Source organism: Vibrio viridaestus, assembly GCF_003856525.1.
Taxonomy (GTDB): Bacteria; Pseudomonadota; Gammaproteobacteria; order Enterobacterales; family Vibrionaceae; genus Vibrio; species Vibrio viridaestus.
Genome location: NZ_RJVQ01000007.1, coordinates 200312 through 220608, shown reverse-complemented (window position 1 = coordinate 220608; position 20297 = coordinate 200312). Strand labels below are relative to the sequence as shown.

Sequence of the window (20297 nt, the reverse complement as noted above, 5' to 3'; positions counted from 1 at the left end):
AGCGGACAGGTTAGCCTGTCCGCTCTCATTTAAGCTTGTTCTGCTGTGTTGAAGAGCTCAAATTGGTTCATCAGATTATGGATTAATCTTTCTGTTCCCTGAATTCTCCAACTGAACCAGTTACTCCATTCAAAAGACAATTCTTCTTCGCCTTTCTTTAGCGTGTAACTGTCGAAATCAATGCCTTTTTCAAACGCAAACCAGTTATATTGATCCGATACCTTCCAACCCGCTTTTTTTAACGTGTTGATGATCTCTTCACCTTTCTCTGTTTCTATATGTTCTATTTTCACGTGAATAACTTCAGTGCTTCGACACGAATCAAATGAGCAATATTCAAGGAAATCTCATTTATTCTGTCTAGTCGGTTAACAACGCCTTGCATCCATACCCAACTTAAATTTCAGTCTGTCCTAATCCGCAACAGACTTAGTCATAGGGCGAAAACTTTCCTCTTCCTCACCCAATAACATGCGGTTGGCAGAGCGAATTGACTCTCTACCACCGTTACGGCGCGCATTTTAGCAAAACAAAACTGATTAGAACATGAACATATAGGTGCATAGATCAACAATTGGTTAAATAGATTTCATTTGATTAGTGGTGCAACGGCAACGACTGTACCGCCACACCCAAACGGCCGAAAGGACTTATCTACATCATGGTCGAATAAATAACTGCAAACAGAATAACCATCACAATCAGCATAATAATGGCGCCAATACCAGCAGCTAGCCAGTTTGAAGCAAGCATACCGCCTTCATATTTATGCTTTTCAATAAGCGGCTTTTGATACTGCTTAGCAATAAAATACACCGCCATAATTTGTGGTAACGTAAACACAATATTGGGAATATTACTGCTCACTTCACCAAAGATGATGATGGCAAATAATAGTAGTGTGGCGACTGTGCTTATCAGCAACGACTTTTTATAACTCTCCGTTAAGCCGAGTCTTTTGTAGTTCAGCGCCATCAAATAGCCACCAGCGAAGATAGAACCAATAAAGGTGGCGATTAGAATGCCTGCTTCAGAAAACAACTTAATCTCCGCGGCTGCGGTAACCTCATCTTTTAGCGGCGTATTTATTTCTAACTGTTCCATTACTCGTTCCACCTTTACCATTCACATATCGTTGTATTGGACTTATCTTGCTGCAAAGCCGATTTAGTAAACCACTCTTTGGTAAAATCATCGGTCGGTAAAAGCTGGGTTTCATCCGCAGATACTGAAAAATGGAATGCGCCATTAGCGTTGACAGTCACTTGCTTCTGTCCGTCTTTGTTCTCAACGGTGTAATCACGCCTTGTGCCATCAATTGCGACTTTTCCGTCTTCGCAGAACACCACTTCTTTCATCATCGAATTGGTATCTTGGTTAATGTAAACACTGTCTAGCCATGCGGGTTGTGTCTCCTGAGCCGCTTGTTTATTCGGTTCTGATTTGTCTTCAGAGTTACACCCCGTCACTGTGAACGCGATTATCGATATGAGACCAAGTAACTTGACGCTGTTTTTCATAATACTTCTCTTGTTAGAATTTATAGTGGATTGTCTATTTCTCTGTCGTGCTCAGTTGTGGATCGGCTGACTCTACTCCACTCAGGTATTGATATCCGCGCTTGTACAGCAATGCTTTGACCAGAGGCATAGTGAGTAAAGACGAAGGCGCGAAAGCCATCACTCCTAATGCATACAGAATGAGTCCGAGCACAAACGAAGCATCGTTGTCAGTGCTTTTTTGTTGTGTGGTTCCGAGAATTGTTAGGCCAATCATCGATGCAACGAGTGCGGCTACCATAACCGCGGCAAAGTTTTCCGCCATTGGCAGCGCTTTAAGCGCAATAACCGCGCATGCGAGTAGTAAGAAGAGCGCACTAAGGGTAATCCCCAGCGTAAAATCAGGCTGTTTTGCCAGATTCAAGCGCTGTACGACTTTAACAATACTTTCTTTGTGACTGTCAGGTACATGCTTTACAGACAACATGGCGGATGTTTTGTGGATCTGAAAAATGATTTTGTTATTGAGCTTAATTCTTAAACCATTAACGTCATCACTCCACTCTTCAGCTTGTCTGCCGCTCTTGAGGTAAAAAGCTTCAAACGGAAGATCCATTCCGAGAAACTGATTTTTTATATGATCGATCGTAAGTCTATCGAGTTCATCGACTTTAAATTGTAATGCCATGCTGTCTCCTGTGATGTGTAACCTTGGCGAAACGCTGCGCAAGTTACCATTCGATTGTCAGGAGAACCATCGGTCGGGATTGGATTGATTGAATCGTCTGAGAAATGATAATGACCAAATAATCAAAAGGATTAACGATAAGTTAATCACTATATCCTTTTGATTATATTATAATTTAATTTTAGATGAGGAAAAATGTTAGTTCAAATTGGCTTAACAATAAGACTCTTCACCTAAGCTGACGTAGATAAACAGAAAATAGAGTGGCGAATCGCTCCGCATTTCTCTCAAATAAGAACCGTAATATAGAAGAAATACTGATTTAATCTTCGCTATCAAGCAGAGCGCGAAGCTCTTCCCAGAACTCGTCACACAGTCCCGGACGATACGCAGCCCATTCAAACTGTGGCTGTTCTTCACGGTACATCATGAATTTATCGTCACGTCCGTTTTCAACGCATGAACGCACATTGGCGAGGCGATCAGCGGCTTTAACGAGTAAGGCAATTTCTAGCTCGCCTTGGACAGTTGACATAATATGGTAGGTTTTGGCTTTGCGCTCTTGCCTGGTTTCACCTGGTTCATCAGTCAGAATGCTGACCGCCTGAGCGATTTTGGTGTCGAATAATGATTCTATCATTTCAACAGTGGCGGGCGTATCTTCGACGACATCGTGCAGATAGCCGATAATCTGTGCTTCTTTTCCATACGGCTGTAACAGTTCTACCACCTGTTCAAGATGATAGCTGTATGGCTTTTCACCATAGCGCTGATCGCCGTGATGTTTAATTGCAAATTCTCGTGCAGTCGTGAGCATCGAGTCTCCTTTATCAGCAAAACATGCAAAGACTAAAAAATTGAGAAAATTCAGTCTTATAGAAACTCTATACTATTACCGCTAAAATTTCCTGTTATTTTTATTAGCGATCGCTAACGATATTGGCATAAATCAACGTCTTTCTCCTCCAGTGTATTACTGTGGTCTTTTCGTTATAAAAGATCGAGGGCGTTCTCATGGTTCGTACCAGCCAGTCCCACCCGTTACAAATCGCTGAAGTGATACCCGATGAAGGATACGGCAAGATCGGTATTACCTTCTGCCCAGGGAAATACGATCCCCTAGCCGCGACAGGGAAATGGGAACGCGATTTAAAGCTCGATCTGGATGTCATTGAAAACTGGCAAGCGCGACTCGTTCTCACGCTAATCGAACCCATGGAGATGATTGAACTGCGTGTTCCCCGCATTGGCGATGAAGTGCAAAAACGAGGCATGATCTGGCGTCACCTTCCCATCGCTGACTACTCCGTTCCTGATGCCGATTTTGAAACAAAGTGGCTTACACAAGGCTATGAAATTCGTCATTTACTCCGCTGCGGTAAAAATGTTTTAGTCCATTGTAAAGGCGGATTGGGTCGAGCCGGAATGATTGCTGCTCGTCTGTTGGTCGAGTTGGGAATGGAACCTAAGCAAGCGATCCGCATAGTGCGAAAAGTCAGACCAGGCGCGATAGAAACTACCGCGCAACTGGCGCTCGTGCGACAAACGAAAAATATGATAGAGGAAGAAGAGTAATGTCCTCACCGATTAATGTCGCTCACTTTACCCGCGTTGCAGGTCAATTAGGGACCAATCCTGCCGGTGTCTATGAAGACTCACACGGCGTACGATATTACGTCAAAAATCTCGAATCACCGATGCATGCCCGTAACGAATGGCTTGCGGCTCAACTGTATAAATTGGCCGGAGCACCTACGTTTCAATATTACTTAAGTACCGACGCCTGTCAGGTTATTACTCAGTGGCTCAATCTGGATAAAAAATCAATCGCACACTTTAATGAGAATGAACGTTTACAGGCGCAACAATGGTTAGCCGTTCATGCCTGGACCGCTAACTGGGACGCCGTGGGATACATCGGTGATAATCAGGGCGTATACCAAAATAGAGTACTGACTCTTGATGTCGGTGGTGCACTCGCTTATCGCGCACATGGCGATCCTAAAGGCAAAGCATTTGGTCATTGCGTAGAAGAAATAATCAGTCTGCGTTCGATGACTGATAATCCATATGCCAAGCGACTTTTTGGTGATATGTCCCTTAATGCCGTTCGGGAATCTGTAAGCCGGATAGCACTTCTGTCTGAACGCGATATCAATACCACCATTTTAGACAACGGTGGTAGCCAAAAACTGGCGGATAAAATGCTCTATCGCCGTGAAGATTTGATTCAACGTTTGTTCGTTTTGTGATGGCAGAATAGGGAAATCAATCTGGAATCATGATGAATTTTGCAGAGATTATTTTGCTATCGAATCATTCAATTAATTCTAACCAATTCCTTTCAAACCAAAAGTTTCATAAGCTTCTTTATTCATAAAAATAGGCATAGTATGGGAGCACTATCGAACGACTTTCAGTTGGTTCACTTCTGGAGCAAATTTCAGAAAAGGTTTTGTTATGAAACAGAAAAGGATTTTAGCCACGTGTATCTTGTGTGCCGTCAGTGGCTCTTCCTTCGCATCCATACAGCAGATGACAATGGACTTAGCGGAGGCACCTCCGTTTATGCATCAGGGACCAGGAATGCCACCTGGCCCGCCACCTCCGGGCGGACATACACCACCTCAGGGCTTTCCTCCGGGTCCACCGGGATCTCGTCTTGACGAAGATACAGGCACAGGTGCTTATTTACTCCGTGATGGTGAAACTCTGACTGGTGGAACGTACCGTTCAATTAACGCCGATGAAAATGCAATGCGCGCGGAAGGCAATATTACCGCATCACTGAATAACGTGACCGTTCTTAAGCATGCTGGCTATGCTTCCAGTAATGATGCGTCGAGTTTCTATGGCCTGAATTCCGCGGTCTTCGCTTTGCATGGCGCCAATCTAAGTATCAACGGTGGTTCTGTTACTGCAACAGCCGACGGTTCAACAGGTGTATTTGCCTATGATGGCGCCACCATACATATGAAGAATACCGACATCAATGTAACCGGTGGTAATGCCGGCGGTATTGAAGTCGCAGGTGGCGGCTCTATCTACGCTACGAACCTGACCGTAGGCAGCACCCAAAAAGCTGCAATACGCAGTGACCGTGGTGGCGGTAAGATTGTCGTCAATGGCGGAACTTACACCACAACAGGCTTGATGGGTGCGCCTGCCATCTATAGTACGGCGCAGATCGACGTAAGAAATGCGACCCTCACATCCAATGATTCAGAAGCGGTGGTGATTGAAGGATATAATTCTGTATCGATAACCAATTCTCATGTCACTGGATCAATGGATGGGACTTACGATCGTCACAGCGATCAACCAATACGAAATGTCATGCTGTACCAGAGCATGTCCGGCGATGCGAATAACGGTACCAGTACATTTACTATGAATGGCGGTTCCCTCACTTCCAAGAATGGTGACATGTTCTATGTGACCAATACGGACAGTGTAATCAATTTGCAGAATGTCGCTTTAACAATGGCAAAAGGTTTACGTCTGTTGCTTGTGGCAGGTAATAACGCCGAGCATGGATGGGGACAAGTTGGCAACAATGGCGGTATTTGCCGCTTTAACCTATCACAGCAAAACGTTACTGGTGATATTGAAGTTGATGAGATTTCTCAACTCGACATGTCTATCAGCAATGGCTCATCGTTTACCGGATCGATCAATTCCGATGCAACCAAGGCGAATATGCTGACTGTTTCTATTGATGAAAATAGTACCTGGGCTTTGACCAATGACAGCTACATTCGTGTCTTGAACGGCAGCATGAAAAACATTGTCTTGAACGGGCACAAGTTGGTCGTCAGTGGCAAACGTATGACACCTTAAGACACCTTAATTTTCAAACGTTCAAACAGAAAAAGGCTCTACCAATGTAGAGCCTTTGTTTACCCCATTTTTTGGTGCGGGGCTAGCACACTTTGGAGTGTTCGATTAAGCCAACGTTTTTGTTGTCGCCTTCGCGTCACGCTCTGGACTGGTACGTACGTGCGTCCAGTACAGTGGTAGACCCACCAATAGGAAGCCACCTGCAAGGTTACCCAATGCGGTTGGGATTTCATTCCAGATAAAGTAATCCATCACCGTAAAGTCACCACCCATGATCATAGAGAACGGAAACAGGAACATATTAACGATTGAGTGCTCAAAACCCATAAAGAAGAACAGCATTACTGGCATCCACATAGCCATCATTTTACCCGCCGCTGAGCTAGAAATTAATGCGCCAACCACACCCATAGACACCATCCAGTTACACAGCATGCCGCGTATAAAAATGGTGATCCATCCTGCTAAGCCATGCTCTTGGTAACCCAGAGTACGAGCTTCTCCAATACCCGCGACTTTTGCCGCCAATGCACCGCCGTCTGTGTGATAGCCATAGGTCAAAATGTAAGAAGCAAAGAATGCGACCGTAAGTGCTCCACCAAAGTTACCGATAAAAACCAAACCCCAAGTACGCAGTAAGGTTTCCATGGTACATCCGCGACGTTTGTCCAATACGGCTAAAGGCACCAGTGTAAATACGCCAGTGAGTAGGTCGAATTTCATCAAATACAACATGATGAAGCCGACTGGGAATAACATGGCACCAACTAATGGGCTTCCTGTTTTGGAAATAACTGAAATCGCAAAAAATGCCGCTAGTGCCAGAATAGCACCCGCCATAAATGCTCTAACTAAAGTATCTTTAGTCGACATGAACACTTTCTGCTCACCAGAATCGACCATCTTCTTCGCAAAATCTTTCGGTTCTATATAAGACATATCTTTTACTCTCCGTGTATAAGTGTCGAATTGTCAGAGTCTTAATAGCGAAGAACGTGCCAGTTTTTATTTTATATATTAATCAATAAATTAGGTTATATTGTAAGAATTATCAGGCAATTACTTACGCACTGCTCTAGCGCGCAATCATTGGGTAATGCGTTGAGAAAGGGAAATTTACCTACTTGGTGGTAAAGAGGTATTCGGAAGTAAAAGGGGTATTTGATGAAATTTTTGTGTTCTTAACGTATCTATAACCCTAGTGATGCAAAAATAGTCAATAATTCAGTATGTTAAACATATAATCTAAAGATATTCAATGACGCAACGAGCAGGCCGTAAAACAAACGCATTAACTGAGGGGTCTATCGCATGGCAACTCTTAATTTTTGCTATTCCAACACTAGGAAGTTCAGTTTTGCAATCCGCCGGAGGCTCTATTGATAGCGCTTGGGTGGGTAACCTGCTTGGAGAATCAGCTCTTGCAGCGACGACCAATGGTAATCTAGTGATGTTCATGCTTACCAGCTTTGTATTTGGCTTTGGCATGGCAGCAACGATTTTAGTCGGTCAATCGATTGGTGCGAATAATATTAATCAGGCTCGTCGTACTGTGGGAACAGCTATCGGAAGCTTTGTTCCTTTAGTTCTCATCGTTGCAATTCTCGGCTTTTTTACTGCTCCTTATCTTCTAAGGCTTCTCGGTACCGATAGCGCGATAATGGAATTGGCCAGTGACTATCTCAAACTAACCTTTGTTGCAATGCCAGCAATGTTATTGCAAACCATGCTCATGATGACACTGAGGGGTTCAGGCGATGCAACCACCCCACTCTGGTTTATGATTTTAGCTGTGGCGCTGGATGCACTATTAAATCCAGTGTTTATTTTAGGGTTGGGGCCAATACACAAGTTTGGTATCGCAGGATCCGCTTTGGCACTCGCAGTAGCAAACTACATCAGTTTAATTCTAATGGTGGTGTACATCTATATTCGTGATCTTCCCCTTCGTTTACGAGGCACAGAGTTACGCTGGCTAAAACCCGATCTTGCGCTGCTAAAAGTTATCCTTGCAAAAGGCCTGCCGATAGGATTACAAATGATCGTCGTCAGCTCCGCAGCTCTCACCGTGCTTAGAATAATCAATGCAGTTGGGGTTGATACAACTGCCGCTTACGGAGCGACTCAGCAAATCTGGACATACGTTCAAATGCCGGCGATGGCATTAGGTGGCGCTGTTTCTGCTATGGCAGCACAGAATATCGGCGCAGGTAAATTAGACCGAGTCCGAAAAATTACGTCCATTGGTATCATTTATAATTTTGTATTAACGGGTGGTCTCGTCATTGCTCTTACTTTTGCCGATCGTTGGGCCTTAGGTATCTTCCTTACCGGCTCGGGGAAAGCAATGGAGATTGCCACTCACATTTTCTATATTGCTACCTGGGGATTTATTGCCTTTGGTGTCAGCCAAGTTCTATTTGGTACCGTTCGTGCAACCGGACAAGTAATTTGGCCGCTCATTATTCTGACTATTGCTCTCTATCCAGTAAGACTTGGTGCTATTTACGCTTTGCGTCCTGTTCTTGGAACCGATGCAATTTGGTGGAGTTTTCCTATCGCATTTGTCTCCACAATGATAATGGCCTTTTCGTATCACCGTTGGGGCAACTGGCGAAAAAGTGGTATCCAAGGTATGCACAGTGTTACTTCATCCGCATCGTCTGATCCGACTCATTCCGTATCATCAAATGAAGTTCGTGGTGACTAAAACTCGTTACAGGTATCGTGATCGGTTGAGTCAATAAAGCGGATATCAATTTGTCCATCAGTTTTCAGGGTAAAAGTGACACTGTCCCGTTCTACACCAGAAGACTGAATATCGGAGCAGCCACGGAAGAGTTCCCAATCGCAGTGGTATTTCAATCGGTAACGCTGGTCCTTGATATACTCAACCGCATCAACGGTTATGCCGTTTACATTGTGCGCCATGTGATCAATGTGAGAGAAATCAGGAATCAACCGTTGTTCAAACATGCCTTTATTGGCCGTTAAAAATTCGCTTAATTCGTGACAAAGTTCGCTACTGATTTGGCGACCTTGAAGTGGGAATATCACTATTGTTTACCCGCAAATCTATAATGCTGTGTCATTTTAAAAAAGTGAAGAACTCAGCGTCCCTCACCTTTCACTTTACTTAAAAACTATGGCAACACGTACATTGCACAAATTTTATTTCCGGTCGGATCTCTTAGATATGCAAGATATAACTGACGTTCACCTATGTCTCTTACTCCAGGAGGCGCTTCGCATGTCGTTCCGCCGTTAGCAACTCCCGCTTTATGCCACGCGTCAACCATGTCGGTACTGGTGGCGCTAAAACCAATCGTCATACCATTACCGAACGTAGCAGGTTCACCATTAATAGGCTTGGTAAGAGCAAAGCGCCCTTCTGACGTTAAATAAAAACAGCGTCCTTTTGGATCGATTACACCTTCGCCATGGCCCAACTCGCCCATAATAGCGTCATAGAATCGCTTCGATTGCTCGATATCATTAGAGCCTAACATGATGTGGCTGAACATACCTTTTCCTTTTATTTGTATACGGTTACGTTACTTTGCTATAAGGGAGTTCTATTGTCTACTCAAGACTTCTCCCGCGATGATACTTTCTCTCATTAATCAACCAACTGACTAAAGCCCAAAGGCAGCCCGCTAATGAAAATACAACGATTCCGACGACGAGAGTGGTAAAAAACGATGATGAGGTTCCAATAAAATAGCTAAGAATGGCCCATAAACTACCGGAGATTAAACCCCATCTTAGACCTTCGTTCATGACATAACGGTATTTACCGCTTGTTCGTGTTTTATTCCATTTTTCTTCATCCATGATGCACCCAAAACCATTTACCCAATCCATGACTGTTTAAAACAAGGTTAATGAGTCCAGTCAGATTGTCCATAGTTAGCCATTCGCAAGAAAACAAATTAGCGTTAATTTGACAAAGCCCGGTAATTTACAAACGACATGATTAATTGAATCCGGCGACGTATTTTTAATTTCTCATTCCACTATTATAATTATGGTTAACAATGTCATTCGGGATCGAAAATAATATGAATAATAATTCGTTAGTGGAACTCATTGGACACAAAGTCATTTCTGTTTTAGGTACATATTCGGATTCAGGTAATGATATGAATGTGTATATTTGTGGTGTTGAAGTATTATCGGACGCGAGATTAAAGGTCATTTTCCCTCATGGCCATCAACTAAACACAGAGCAATTAGTAACGCTCCATCTAGATAATCGAACCGGAGTATCAGAATACGACGCTGAGTTGCAGGTCAATCGTCTCTCGTTTAAAGGTATCGTACAAACTTTATCTGATTATGAAGCTATCGTTGATGCTCTTGAATATCAGGTCTTTTACGGCATTTCTGTAATCAAGCAGTTTACCCATCCCACATACGAATTCCCGGCCGATACCCGAACTAGCCGAGATTTACCTACCTCTCCACTAAGTAGTACTCCGATCATGGATAGCGATGAGCATGATAATAAGATTGGTGTCATGCTTACTTTTGCTCAGCAACAACCGCATACAACGGTTATGGCATTTTTATCCAGCGTTGATGACGATGTGTTTTTCATTACGTTCCCAAGTACGTTTAAAGGACAACTTTTAGGGAAAGATAATCGTTGTTATTTTGCCATCGACAGTCGAGCAACGTTCACCTTCGAAAAACATATTGAGTGGAACTACAGCATTATTTATGGCGATGTATTTCAAATACCAAAAGGGACGGCGGTATTTAAGGAAATTCAAGAACTGTTTATTACCAAAAATCCGTGGGAAATGGGATTCTTTAGTCATCCTGATATTCAGTTATATCATCTGAAAATGAAAAACGTAGTGTGCCCCAAACAACACTGAATCGTGACTTGAATAGAAATAAAAATAAAACCGCCAGTTGGCGGTTTTATTTTGTTTAGGCTGACGAACTTCCTTTTTAAATCGGAGTACGTACTTTTAATTAATTTCCTGCGCGAACTTCTGCGCTAAATAGGTCTTCATCGGCAGGTTGATGACTTGGTGTTGGCGATGAAATCCATGTGGTATTAAGAAGATGCTTCCAGTTGATGTTTTCACTCGCTGCATTTCCACCCCAAGTCCCACAACCAAGTGTTAAGGTAATGGGCATGTGGTTGGTCCATGAACCTGAGTTGGCTAAGCATTGAGGTTGATTCACCATAACGCGAGATACTTTCACTGAACGACCTAACTGCAGAATACGCTCTTCGTTAGTAGAGTGAATACCACATGAGTGACCGCTGCCTGAATAGTCGGTGATATCGTTTACTAATTTAACGGCATCATCAAAATTTTCCCACTGGTATAGCGTTGTTACGACCGATAACTTTTCACCACAGAATGGGTAATCTGCACCGATACCCGACTCTTCAACCATCAAAAACTCTTTTCCTTCCGGAAGATCGATACCCGCAATCTTTGCGATGGTTGACGCAGGTTGAGCGACGATGTCACGGTTAAGATGGCCTTCATGCCACATAGCAGCCTGAAGTTTCTGTTTTTCTTCAGCTGAAAGCAAATAGCCTTTATGCGCTTCCATCGCTTTTATAAAATCGTCGTAGATGCCTTTATAAACGATACAACCATTTTCTGACGAACAGCTTGTCGCGTAATCGAACGTTTTCGATTGGTAGATTTTAGCTGCTGTATCATCAAGATCGGCAGTTTCATCAACGATGGTGTAAGCATTACCCGCCCCAACACCATATGCTGGCGTACCAGAACTGTAAGCAGCTTTTACTAGGCCACCACCACCGGTTGCAAGAATAAGGTCACACTGTTTCATTAGCGCCTGAGTATTTTCCATTGAGACTTCGTCCATTGAGATAACGAGATCGGCAGGAAACCCATTTTTTTCGAGTAATTCACGAATTTGATTGGCGATAAGCGTGTTGGTTTGTGCAGAACGAGGATGAGGAGCGAGAATGATCGCATTACGTGTTTTAATTGCGTTCATTGATTTCAGTACCGGCGTTGCTTCACAGTTGGTTACTGGAATAATCGCACCGACGACGCCAATTGGTTTCGCAATCTTAATCAGCCCCTTAGCTCTGTCTTCTTCGATAACATCAACAGATTTCTTACCCTTCATGTCGTACCATCCGCCCTTGATCTTGTTGACCATTTTGGCGAATTTACTTTCGACTTTACCCATTCCTGTTTCTTCTACAGCAAACTGAGCAATTTTATGCGCGTAATCTTCTGTCGATGTATGAAATGCAATTCTTTCACACATGCCATCGACCTGCTCTTGTGTGAAATGCTCAATTTGCGCTTGTGCTTTTTTAGCACGCTTAATAAGGTCAGAAATGTAATCAGACACTACCTGTTCCTCCGATTATAGTTATCAGGTATTCGATATTCATTGTTCGGTTTTGTTCGTTATTGTTTTAAATATGTAATAGTTTTTATATAGGTCTGCTAAAAGCAGCATCGCATATTACTAATATTGCAATAGAAGCACAAACAATCCGCGGAATTTGTTACGAAAAGCTGATCTACGCCAATGGTTCGGGGCACCATAGGCATTGTTTTAGCGGGATAAATGAGGGAACGACGTATTACTGTACTCGTCTGGCTAACCAATATTTAGAACGCCAGTAGACATTATTTAAACTCGATAAAATAACGCCTTTCGATTCAGAAGCGTGTAAAAACTGATTTTGGTCGAGATAAATACCCACGTGCCGAGACTTTGAACCCGTTTTGAAAAACACGAGGTCTCCCGGGCGAAGCTGTGAGCGAGGTATTTCTTTTCCGATAACAGATTGACCTCGGGTCGTTCTGGGGACAACAACACCGAATTGCTCCAGATACACCGCATAAACCAGCCCTGAACAATCGACACCATCTTTACTTAGTCCACCATAAGTATAGGGTGCACCTTTCCACAATTGATATTGATCGATAATGCCGTTTCTAACCTGCCCGCTATTTGATAAGTTTGTTTTAGCTGAATTGACAGTGATCTTGTCTTGCGGAGGCGTAGAACTACACCCAGCAGCGAGTAAAACGAAAAGCGATAATAAAAAACAGGAAGTGTACTGATTCATAGTGTCCTTACTACATTACAACGAGATACATACGGTCTGGTTCAGATCCTTGGTGCAAAGAAAAGATACAGTAAGGCTGAATACTATTCAATCCTATGCATTGTTAGCAATTGTAATTGCAGTGTGAGTATCACAAAAAGCAACGAGGTTGCTGCACTAGCCAGCCAACCTCGTAAGTTCGTTTATTGTAGACTGAGACTATTTGGATAGATTGATTTGATACACGGCAAATCCAACCTCATCCTTCCCAACCTGTTTAATGGGATATTGCGCTTTCTTCGCAATAAATTCCGCTGCCTTAGCGGATGGAGATGATTCAAACCTTATATCGAGCTTTTTGTCTGTTTTAATTCGAGCGAACCGCCAGTTATTATCGGCTGTTGGTGTCACTTCCCCATTCGATTTCGTTACCGAAGAGATGTAGTTCGCGACAATTGTACGGTTTTCATCAGGTGAATCGAACGCGACAAATTTTGTACCGGTACCCGCAAATTTTTCTCCATAAGCACGGTAGTTATTCGTTGCAACAATAAACGTTTGTGTAGGCTGAACGGGTTTACCCTGATAGGTAAGCTGGCTAATCCGCTCTGAATCAGATTGAGTGAGTTTACAATCGCCATCATAACGGGCTGGCTTAGTCACGTCGATTTGGTAATTCACGCCATCGATAACATCAAAGTTATAGGTTCTAAAATTGTCCCAATCAATCAGCTCCTGCGGTTTGCTTGAGTCAGGGTCGATTTGTTTAAATTGTCCAGCCGAGCATTCAAGCCACTCTTTCAACTCTTTACCGCTGATCTTGAGAGCAACAAGCGTGTTTGGATACAGATATAAGTCGGCAGCATTACGAAAGGTAAGATTTCCCGCTTCTACTTCTGTGTACCCATTCGGATCGTCTTTTCTACCGCCAGCTTTGAAAGGGGCTGCGGCTGACAAAACAGGTATCCCATCTAAATCAGGATCGCCTTCGATAAACTGTTTAACGTAATCCATTTGCGCATCATTCACGATTTGGATTGTTGGATCATCCTGAATGAGCGCAAGGAAACTGTACATGACATCACTTGCTTTCCCAATCGGTTTATTCACAAAATCTCGTGTCGCGTTATGAGCAGGTGTCAGCACTTTTTCTATTTGAGGATCAACAGCCGCTAACGATTTTTGCTCGCTGGCATCATAGATTGGTCGAGCTTCCGACTTGGATTTAATCACATTCCATTTTGCTTCGACGCGATCGAAGTCCAGTGTTAAATCCATTATCCCAATATGACTTCCCCATCGACCAGGCATAACCGCGGCGACGCCATTAATATGTCCACGCACATTATCGACGCGCGGAATGTTGTCGAAGCCTTTGCCCGGGAAAACCGCGTGCGCGTGACCAAACGCGATAGCATCAATATTCGGAACATCGGCAAGGTAATAAATTGAGTTCTCAGCCCCAACCTTATAGGGATCAGAAGAAAATCCAGAATGCGGAATAGCGACGATGATGTCAGCGCCTTTCGCTTTCATTTCCGGGATCAGCTTTTCTGCCGTCTGTTTGATGTCTTTGACCACCACTTTATCTGCGAGGTTTTTCTTATCCCAAACGACAATTTGTGGTGGCGTAAACCCAATGTAACCGACATTAATTCTTTGCGGAAAACCTTCAATATCGGTAAAGGTATAGGATTTAATGAGATAGGGTTTGAAAAGGTGCTCACCCGTTTTCTTGTCGTAAATATTGGCATTGATGTAAGGGAAATTGGCATCATTTACTGACTCGCGTAAAAACAGCATTCCGTAGTTAAATTCATGATTGCCGTAATTACCGACATCGTATCCGAGCTCATTCATGGCTTGATAAACAGGGTGAACTTCATCAGGCTTTATACCTTTTGCCGCCATGTAATCCCCCATAGGGCTGCCTTGAATAAGGTCACCGTTATCCACCAGAACGCTATTTTTAACTTCTGATCGTGCCTGCTTAACCAGTGTCGCGGCGCGAGATAAGCCGATTTTATCCGATGCTTTGTCTTTATAGTAATCATAAGCCATCACATTCGCGTGTATATCCGTCGTTTCAATAATCCGCAGATGAAGCGGCGTTGCATTGAGCGAAAGAGACAAAGGCATGCTGGTAAATAATATGGCCAAAGACAAAGATGTAATACGCATAAATCAACCCTGATGAGAATAACAATAAACCCTATTTATCAGACCAATATATCATTCAGATGCAACAAGTGTGTTTATCTTTCCATTACAATTCCAATATGATCACAATATTATTCGCATCTGATGTCAGGCTGTTTGTCCAGAAGCCATGAGATCCAGCGTCGTCGGGAATTGAGAATAAAGCCTTCGTTAGATTTGATTCCCGCCACGATTTTTCCATCGGGATCTACATTAGAAGAATCGAATTGCCATTCATTACTGACGATTCTCTGCCCCTCGATAAGGGCATCATTTAGCTTTTCACTTTCCACCAGGATCTCTAATCCTTTGGTTTCACCGATATGAATCCCCGCATTTTCTTTGCTTCCTACGACAACGGGAACTAGTAGAACACATGTACTGCCTTTGTTGTCCGTATAACGGTATTCGCCTTCGCCAACACGACCTTTTACCCACATCAACTGTCCTTCTGTCATTGTCGAAACAGTTAATACGCCTTTGATTAATTGTTTAGGTTGCGTAACAGACTGACCAAAGCACATTGTTGAGAAAGCCAAACTTAATACACCACTCACTAATGTATTTTTCATCATCATAGTCCCTCAATTGTTGTATTTAACTTTGATTCCATCGCCAACATACAAATTAGAATGACAGGCCCTACAGCTGGCAATAAAAATACCAGCCCCCACCATCCAGAGCGTCCAATATCATGAAGCCGTCGAGTGATTAACGCTAAAACGGGTACAAATGAAATGATGCTGTAGATGGCATCCGGCCAAGCGCCTTCTGGCATAAAAATGTCGTACAGAATAAATAGGATTGTTATCACGACATGGAACAACATAAATACCCAAAATTCTTGTCTACCTGAACGCCCTGAGAAATCGAAATAGCGTTGCCACGCCAGTAAATACCAATGCATACCTAACTCCAGTTTCTGTTGTAAAGTGGCATTGATTGTGAACACGATTGACGTGTATTGCGTTCTAAAACCGGTTTTAGGTCGTTCTAAATCAGGTATTTATCAACATTGCCTTTAACTTTGGTACTGATCAGCGCTATGCTAACCGAACGCTCATCGGTCTGATTTCTGGTATCAATAATGCTGTCTATTCCCGTTCCTTTTGTTGTGTCTTTGCTACTCGTGATTCTCGCGATTACGCTGTATGCGCGTATGGCCGAGCAGAGTAAAACCGCTTGTCTGTTTGTTGGACTGTGTGCATTGACAACCGCTATCGTGGGACTGCGCTGGGCGTATGACTGGACATTTCTACGGTATCTTCAACCGTTATTAGCAGCGTTGATTCCGGTCTTTGCCTGGTTTAACTTTTCTTCTTTGCCCAAAATGCGCTTTTTCGTCCGACACTCTGTCGGGCCTATCTTAGTGTGTATTTTCGTTGTGACTCAGCGCTTATGGACTCCACCACTGGATGAACTGATTACATTGATGTATCTGGTATACAGTTGGATGCTGTTCCGCTTTGGTATTCATGAGAACCAGCTCAGCCATATATCGTTGGGATATTGGGATACTGTTAGGTTTGCCGCCAAACTGGCGGGAGGGATGCTGTTATTTTCTGCGGCCATCGATACCGCCATGTCACTGGATTTTATTTTTAATCATGGCAAAGCCGCGCTATACATACTCACAGCGGGTAATCTTATCATGCTTCCCTTGTTGTCATGCTCCGTTATCTTAGCGGGTATTTATACTCCCTCTGAATCGAACGCAGATAATGGTGAGAAATCCGAAGTCCCGAATCCAGTCGTTTCAGTAGAGCCACTCATATCAGCGGAGCGAGCCAAAGAAATCGTCACATTGCTCGATGCCTACATGAAAGAAAAACAGATTTATCTCGACCCAGACCTAACTTTATCTAAGCTGTCGAGAAAATTGGTGATTCCAGCCAAACAGATTTCTATTGCCGTAAACCAAATACAACAAAAGAACATTTCCAAGCTGATTAATGAATATCGTATCGAGCATGCAATGCATGCTCTTGAGAACTCGGATGACACCATCACACAAATTTTTATGAATTGCGGCTTTCAGACCAAATCAAACTTTAACCGTGAATTTTCCCGTATCACAGGAAAGACACCGAGTGAGTATAGAAAGAGCGTGTGAATACTGGGGACCCTTTTACGTATGCCTTAACGTAGGACGACTCACATGTTTGACTTCAAGAAATGCATCTAATCCCCATTGTCCAAGTTCACGTCCCAAACTGCTCTGCTTCATCCCTCCCCAACTAGCAGCAACATATACTCTCTGTTCCATATTGACCCAGACATTACCTACATCCAGTGAACGCGCAAGATAGGATACAGTGTCATCATCACGACCAACGACGCTGGCTGCAAGTCCATACTCAGAGTTGTTGGCAATCTGAATAGCTTCATCAATATTGCAAAACGTCTGACAGCACAGCACCGGACCAAATATTTCTTCATTCCATAACCGACTCTCTGATGGAACATCAATATAAATGGTTGGCTCAACAAAGTATCCTTGGCTAACCAACCTGTCGCTTTTCCCGCCGGCAATACACTGCAAATTTTCCTGATGAGCAATAGAAAAGTAAGCTTTAACTCGTTCATACTGCTGCTGCGAACATAATGGACCCAGCTCAGTGTCTTGCTCTGAAGGATCTCCTATTTTGAGAGTGTTAATTCTTGCAACAAGCTCCTCGTAGAGTTGACCTGCAATTGCCTCATGCACAATCAACCGAGACGTTGCAGAGCACATTTGTCCTGCGTTGAAGAGAAATCCCGATAATACAATATCAGCAGCTTTACTTAGATCTGCGTCTTTACAAACGATAACTGGCGATTTTCCACCCAATTCGAGACTAATGTTTTTAATTAAGTTGGCACTTTCACGCAAAATATGACGTCCGACTTGTGTACTACCAGTAAACGAGACTTTATTAACACCTAGATGAGTTATCAATGCCTGACCTACTGTATCACCACGCCCAAATACGATATTAATTACACCTTTTGGAAACTGAATTTGCTCACAGATATCGATCAAGTTTTCCTCAGGAATTGGGGTGACCTCAGACGGTTTAAGTATAACGGTACAACCAGCAGCAAGAGCTGGAGCAAGCTTCCATGACGTCGTCACTGTTGGGAAGTTCCAAGGGGTAATTAAGCCGACTACACCTACAGCTTGTTTGATACAATGTGTTGTCGAGTCTGGATCTCCGTTTTCTATGTCTGGTCGTCCCAAAATAGTCTCTTGCGATAAAAGATTGGCGTAATAACGGTAACAATCAATGGAATCAGACACATCAAGATACGCTTCACTAATTGGTTTTCCACTATTTAGCGTAATGTTCATCGCGATCATATCCTCATGCTCATCAATTGCATCTGCTAGGCGATTTAGCCACATCGCACGATACGATGGATGAGAATATTTCCACTCCTCAAGTGCATCTGATGCTGATAAAAAGGCCGCTTCAACATCTTGAGCATTACCAACGGGTACTTTTCCTATTACTTGCTCAGAGAAAGGATTAATAACGTTATCATAGCTTGCCGAAGAAGATAGCGTTCTTCTACCACCTATGTAGTTTTGAATCTTTTGCATAAATACAACTCAATAAAAATGGGCAGTATTACCTGCCCAACATAAACGAACTAAATCTGGGTAATTAAATCGCGACTTTTTGTCATAGAAACGCATTTTTTAATCACAAGATATAAAGCAGCAGCGAAGAAGAAAGTTATCGCTGTAGATCCTATTTCCAATGGTTCAACATAAGTAAAATAGAATGAAAAACACGCGCTGATAACATAACTGACAACTGCAGAGAGGTTATATCCATTGGTATAGAAATAACGCGGAGCTTGATCGCTGGAAACCGAATTGACATCAATAGTTCCTTTTTGAACCAAGTAGAAATCCGCTAATATAATCGCAAAGACTGGGATGACTAATGTCCCAACCAATAATACCCAATCAAAAAATGATGCCATCAATCGTTCCTGAAGATAAGAACCTGCCAGACATACGATTCCAAGAATGAAGGTAAATGATCGAAATTTAACTTTTGGGGCAACTGACATTGCGCTCATCACAACACTATATAGAGTCATGATGTTAGTCGTCACGATCGATAAGAACATAACTAGTGCAGCAGCCAACCCATACTGACCGGACAGGATTTCAGACGCATCGTACGTTGGTGCCATATTATTTAATATAGAGACACCGCCAACTAATATACCTAGTCCCATCGCAATGATAGTGCCGAGCATATAACCAATAGTGATCCCAGTTGCACTGACCACACGGCTCCGGCAATAACGATTATAATCGCATGGTAATGACATCCATGAAAATGCCGTAGCAAGCACAATATCAAACGCAATCGCATAGGTCAGTGTCGGTGTATCAGACAGTGGTAAGTCTTCTAATTCATTGATTCCATATTGATTAAGCAATGAATAAATCACTACAAGAGCAACAATTAACATCGCACTAGACGCGAGGCCTTCTATCTTCTGAATGCCAGTATGCCCAAGTATTGTTACCACTAGGACAATACCTTGAGTGATAAATATAGACAATAAAATATTATCGACATGAAACAGCCCGATAAGTAGCTTATTCAGTGCCAATGCGCCCAAATATCCTTGGATGAATCCCCAACCACAGAGAATCACCAAGTTAATAATAGCGAAAATTTTAGCGCCTTTAATTCCAAAGGTTGATCGTGCGATAACAAAGGTTGGCAGGCCAGTTTTTGTCCCTATAACAGCAGTCAAAGCTAAAGCTACACATCCCAGTGCCGATGCAAGAAGAACAGCGCTAAAAGCCATTTTGGGTGAAAGATCTGGAATAAACATCTGCCCAGTCATAACGGTGGGAATAACCATCGTGGCTGCTACCCACAGAAAAATCGTTCCCATCAACCCCATATTACGTTCCGACGCTTTAGTCGGACTGATATTATCATTCCCTAATCCAGACATATTTCACCTCCGTGTTTATTTTGTCTTT

General features: G+C 43.0%; 22 protein-coding genes. 6 read left to right on the top strand and 16 right to left on the bottom strand.

Translation table 11 applies throughout. The features are described from left to right. Window positions 1-29 precede the first annotated feature (29 nt). From EES38_RS16100 to EES38_RS16080, 5 genes are all read right to left on the bottom strand, one after another. Window positions 30-293, bottom strand: a complete 264-nt coding sequence (locus tag EES38_RS16100) for a hypothetical protein (protein ID WP_124938238.1) — start codon at window positions 291-293, stop codon at window positions 30-32. 361 nt (window positions 294-654) lie between these two features. Beyond that, on the bottom strand, window positions 655-1104 hold the full coding sequence (locus EES38_RS16095; protein ID WP_124938237.1) for a hypothetical protein: 450 nt from the start codon (window positions 1102-1104) through the stop codon (window positions 655-657). A 14-nt stretch (window positions 1105-1118) separates the two neighbouring features. Beyond that, window positions 1119-1520, bottom strand: a complete 402-nt coding sequence (locus EES38_RS16090) for a hypothetical protein (protein ID WP_124938236.1) — start codon at window positions 1518-1520, stop codon at window positions 1119-1121. A 34-nt stretch (window positions 1521-1554) separates the two neighbouring features. Beyond that, window positions 1555-2187 carry a hypothetical protein gene (locus tag EES38_RS16085; RefSeq protein ID WP_124938235.1) on the bottom strand — a complete coding sequence of 211 codons (633 nt, stop codon included), beginning with the start codon at window positions 2185-2187 and terminating at the stop codon, window positions 1555-1557. 322 nt (window positions 2188-2509) lie between these two features. Further along, window positions 2510-3004 carry an HD domain-containing protein gene (locus tag EES38_RS16080; RefSeq protein ID WP_124938234.1) on the bottom strand — a complete coding sequence of 165 codons (495 nt, stop codon included), beginning with the start codon at window positions 3002-3004 and terminating at the stop codon, window positions 2510-2512. A gap of 197 nt (window positions 3005-3201) precedes the next feature. On the opposite strand from EES38_RS16080, the gene EES38_RS16075 reads away from it, so the two are divergent. The 3 genes from EES38_RS16075 (at window position 3202) to EES38_RS16065 (ending at window position 6027) form a co-directional block, all read left to right on the top strand. Next, entirely contained in the window at window positions 3202-3762 is a 561-nt protein-coding gene (locus EES38_RS16075; protein ID WP_124938233.1) for a cyclin-dependent kinase inhibitor 3 family protein, read from the top strand. Continuing rightward, window positions 3762-4439 carry a hypothetical protein gene (locus EES38_RS16070; protein WP_124938232.1) on the top strand — a complete coding sequence of 226 codons (678 nt, stop codon included), beginning with the start codon at window positions 3762-3764 and terminating at the stop codon, window positions 4437-4439. Before EES38_RS16075 ends, EES38_RS16070 begins: the two co-directional genes overlap by 1 nt. A gap of 208 nt (window positions 4440-4647) precedes the next feature. Beyond that, window positions 4648-6027, top strand: coding sequence for a hypothetical protein (locus EES38_RS16065; RefSeq protein WP_124938231.1), 1380 nt, complete (start codon window positions 4648-4650; stop codon window positions 6025-6027). 105 nt (window positions 6028-6132) lie between these two features. Here the strand turns inward: EES38_RS16065 and EES38_RS16060 are convergent, their stop codons facing one another. Continuing rightward, the gene (locus EES38_RS16060) at window positions 6133-6966 is read right to left on the bottom strand and encodes a formate/nitrite transporter family protein (protein ID WP_124938230.1); all 834 of its coding nucleotides are present in this window, start codon (window positions 6964-6966) and stop codon (window positions 6133-6135) included. A gap of 319 nt (window positions 6967-7285) precedes the next feature. Between EES38_RS16060 and EES38_RS16055 the strand changes: the two genes are divergently transcribed. After that, window positions 7286-8737: an MATE family efflux transporter gene (locus tag EES38_RS16055; protein ID WP_124938229.1), complete on the top strand. Its 1452-nt coding sequence runs from the start codon at window positions 7286-7288 to the stop codon at window positions 8735-8737. Here EES38_RS16055 and EES38_RS16050 read toward each other — a convergent pair. From EES38_RS16050 to EES38_RS16040, 3 genes are all read right to left on the bottom strand, one after another. Further along, complete coding sequence (locus tag EES38_RS16050; RefSeq protein WP_243694211.1) at window positions 8734-9084, bottom strand: hypothetical protein; 351 nt, start codon at window positions 9082-9084, stop codon at window positions 8734-8736. The genes EES38_RS16055 and EES38_RS16050 overlap by 4 nt on opposite strands. 86 nt (window positions 9085-9170) lie before the next feature. Next, entirely contained in the window at window positions 9171-9551 is a 381-nt protein-coding gene (locus EES38_RS16045; protein WP_124938227.1) for a VOC family protein, read from the bottom strand. A 58-nt stretch (window positions 9552-9609) separates the two neighbouring features. Continuing rightward, the gene (locus EES38_RS16040) at window positions 9610-9861 is read right to left on the bottom strand and encodes a hypothetical protein (RefSeq protein ID WP_124938226.1); all 252 of its coding nucleotides are present in this window, start codon (window positions 9859-9861) and stop codon (window positions 9610-9612) included. 227 nt (window positions 9862-10088) lie between these two features. Between EES38_RS16040 and EES38_RS16035 the strand changes: the two genes are divergently transcribed. Next, window positions 10089-10910, top strand: coding sequence for a pyridoxamine 5'-phosphate oxidase family protein (locus EES38_RS16035; protein WP_124938225.1), 822 nt, complete (start codon window positions 10089-10091; stop codon window positions 10908-10910). Between the two features lie 100 nt (window positions 10911-11010). Here EES38_RS16035 and EES38_RS16030 read toward each other — a convergent pair whose 3' ends face one another. The 5 genes from EES38_RS16030 to EES38_RS16010 all read right to left on the bottom strand — a co-directional run bounded on the left by EES38_RS16030 (window position 11011) and on the right by EES38_RS16010 (window position 16205). After that, window positions 11011-12390: an aldehyde dehydrogenase family protein gene (locus tag EES38_RS16030; protein ID WP_124938224.1), complete on the bottom strand. Its 1380-nt coding sequence runs from the start codon at window positions 12388-12390 to the stop codon at window positions 11011-11013. 238 nt (window positions 12391-12628) lie between these two features. Further along, window positions 12629-13120 carry an NlpC/P60 family protein gene (locus EES38_RS16025; RefSeq protein WP_124938223.1) on the bottom strand — a complete coding sequence of 164 codons (492 nt, stop codon included), beginning with the start codon at window positions 13118-13120 and terminating at the stop codon, window positions 12629-12631. Between the two features lie 198 nt (window positions 13121-13318). Further along, window positions 13319-15280, bottom strand: coding sequence for a 2',3'-cyclic-nucleotide 2'-phosphodiesterase (gene cpdB, locus EES38_RS16020; protein ID WP_124938222.1), 1962 nt, complete (start codon window positions 15278-15280; stop codon window positions 13319-13321). Window positions 15281-15390: 110 nt separating this feature from the next. Then, a complete protein-coding gene (locus tag EES38_RS16015; RefSeq protein ID WP_243694210.1) occupies window positions 15391-15870 on the bottom strand; it encodes a hypothetical protein in 480 nt (159 codons plus the stop codon). 2 nt (window positions 15871-15872) lie between these two features. Then, window positions 15873-16205, bottom strand: coding sequence for a DUF805 domain-containing protein (locus EES38_RS16010; RefSeq protein WP_124938221.1), 333 nt, complete (start codon window positions 16203-16205; stop codon window positions 15873-15875). 180 nt (window positions 16206-16385) lie between these two features. Here EES38_RS16010 and EES38_RS16005 point away from each other — a divergent pair, with 180 nt between their 5' ends. After that, window positions 16386-17411 carry a helix-turn-helix domain-containing protein gene (locus EES38_RS16005; protein ID WP_124938220.1) on the top strand — a complete coding sequence of 342 codons (1026 nt, stop codon included), beginning with the start codon at window positions 16386-16388 and terminating at the stop codon, window positions 17409-17411. Window positions 17412-17426: 15 nt separating this feature from the next. On the opposite strand, the gene EES38_RS16000 is transcribed toward EES38_RS16005, so the two are convergent. Further along, window positions 17427-18881 (bottom strand): aldehyde dehydrogenase family protein, encoded by a 1455-nt coding sequence (locus EES38_RS16000; protein WP_124938219.1) that lies wholly within the window; start codon window positions 18879-18881, stop codon window positions 17427-17429. Between the two features lie 50 nt (window positions 18882-18931). Beyond that, a complete protein-coding gene (locus EES38_RS15995) occupies window positions 18932-20269 on the bottom strand; it encodes a purine-cytosine permease family protein (RefSeq protein WP_124938218.1) in 1338 nt (445 codons plus the stop codon). Window positions 20270-20297: the final 28 nt, after the last annotated feature.

What these genes read in the sequence shown, in the direction of transcription:
- EES38_RS16095 (WP_124938237.1), bottom strand. Translation starts at nt 1,104, where the DNA reads ATGGAACAGTTAGAAATAAATACGCCGCTAAAAGATGAGGTTACCGCA.
- EES38_RS16090 (WP_124938236.1), bottom strand. Translation starts at nt 1,520, where the DNA reads ATGAAAAACAGCGTCAAGTTACTTGGTCTCATATCGATAATCGCGTTC.
- EES38_RS16085 (WP_124938235.1), bottom strand. Translation starts at nt 2,187, where the DNA reads ATGGCATTACAATTTAAAGTCGATGAACTCGATAGACTTACGATCGAT.
- EES38_RS16080 (WP_124938234.1), bottom strand. Translation starts at nt 3,004, where the DNA reads ATGCTCACGACTGCACGAGAATTTGCAATTAAACATCACGGCGATCAG.
- EES38_RS16075 (WP_124938233.1), top strand. Translation starts at nt 3,202, where the DNA reads ATGGTTCGTACCAGCCAGTCCCACCCGTTACAAATCGCTGAAGTGATA.
- EES38_RS16070 (WP_124938232.1), top strand. Translation starts at nt 3,762, where the DNA reads ATGTCCTCACCGATTAATGTCGCTCACTTTACCCGCGTTGCAGGTCAA.
- EES38_RS16065 (WP_124938231.1), top strand. Translation starts at nt 4,648, where the DNA reads ATGAAACAGAAAAGGATTTTAGCCACGTGTATCTTGTGTGCCGTCAGT.
- EES38_RS16060 (WP_124938230.1), bottom strand. Translation starts at nt 6,966, where the DNA reads ATGTCTTATATAGAACCGAAAGATTTTGCGAAGAAGATGGTCGATTCT.
- EES38_RS16055 (WP_124938229.1), top strand. Translation starts at nt 7,286, where the DNA reads ATGACGCAACGAGCAGGCCGTAAAACAAACGCATTAACTGAGGGGTCT.
- EES38_RS16045 (WP_124938227.1), bottom strand. Translation starts at nt 9,551, where the DNA reads ATGTTCAGCCACATCATGTTAGGCTCTAATGATATCGAGCAATCGAAG.
- EES38_RS16040 (WP_124938226.1), bottom strand. Translation starts at nt 9,861, where the DNA reads ATGGATGAAGAAAAATGGAATAAAACACGAACAAGCGGTAAATACCGT.
- EES38_RS16035 (WP_124938225.1), top strand. Translation starts at nt 10,089, where the DNA reads ATGAATAATAATTCGTTAGTGGAACTCATTGGACACAAAGTCATTTCT.
- EES38_RS16025 (WP_124938223.1), bottom strand. Translation starts at nt 13,120, where the DNA reads ATGAATCAGTACACTTCCTGTTTTTTATTATCGCTTTTCGTTTTACTC.
- cpdB (WP_124938222.1), bottom strand. Translation starts at nt 15,280, where the DNA reads ATGCGTATTACATCTTTGTCTTTGGCCATATTATTTACCAGCATGCCT.
- EES38_RS16015 (WP_243694210.1), bottom strand. Translation starts at nt 15,870, where the DNA reads ATGAAAAATACATTAGTGAGTGGTGTATTAAGTTTGGCTTTCTCAACA.
- EES38_RS16010 (WP_124938221.1), bottom strand. Translation starts at nt 16,205, where the DNA reads ATGCATTGGTATTTACTGGCGTGGCAACGCTATTTCGATTTCTCAGGG.
- EES38_RS16005 (WP_124938220.1), top strand. Translation starts at nt 16,386, where the DNA reads ATGCTGTCTATTCCCGTTCCTTTTGTTGTGTCTTTGCTACTCGTGATT.
- EES38_RS16000 (WP_124938219.1), bottom strand. Translation starts at nt 18,881, where the DNA reads ATGCAAAAGATTCAAAACTACATAGGTGGTAGAAGAACGCTATCTTCT.
- EES38_RS15995 (WP_124938218.1), bottom strand. Translation starts at nt 20,269, where the DNA reads ATGTCTGGATTAGGGAATGATAATATCAGTCCGACTAAAGCGTCGGAA.